This window comes from Acidovorax sp. SRB_24 (assembly GCF_012931925.1).
Genome location: NZ_MWOM01000295.1, coordinates 1 through 332 on the forward strand (window position 1 = coordinate 1; position 332 = coordinate 332).

The 332-nt window shown below is 63.9% G+C and carries 1 protein-coding gene; it reads left to right on the forward strand.

What is annotated here, in order from left to right; genetic code table 11:
* A partial coding sequence (locus B2J89_RS22000) for a GNAT family N-acetyltransferase (protein ID WP_169170885.1) occupies positions 1 to 256 on the forward strand: 256 nt, incomplete at its 5' end.
* Positions 257 to 332: the final 76 nt, after the last annotated feature.

The window sequence follows — 332 nt, forward strand, 5'->3', positions numbered from 1 at the left end:
GCGCTTGCGCGCCAACCGGCCGTTCGTGGCCGAGCTGGAAGGTTGCATTGCGGGGTTTGCCGACCTGCAGCCTTCGGGCTACATCGACCACTTTTTCGTGGCGGGGGATTACGCGGCGCGCGGCGTTGGCCGGGCGCTGATGGCGCATCTCCACCAAGTGGCGCAGCAGGCCGGCATATCGCGGCTGTGGGCCGATGTAAGCCTCAGCGCCGAGCCGTTTTTCCGCCGCAGCCGCTTTGGGGTCGAGGCGCGCTAGCAAGTCGCTTTCTGCTTCTTGATTGATAGCTGTCAGCGCAGACTGACTCTGCGTTACGGGCCTTTTTGGCTTGAAA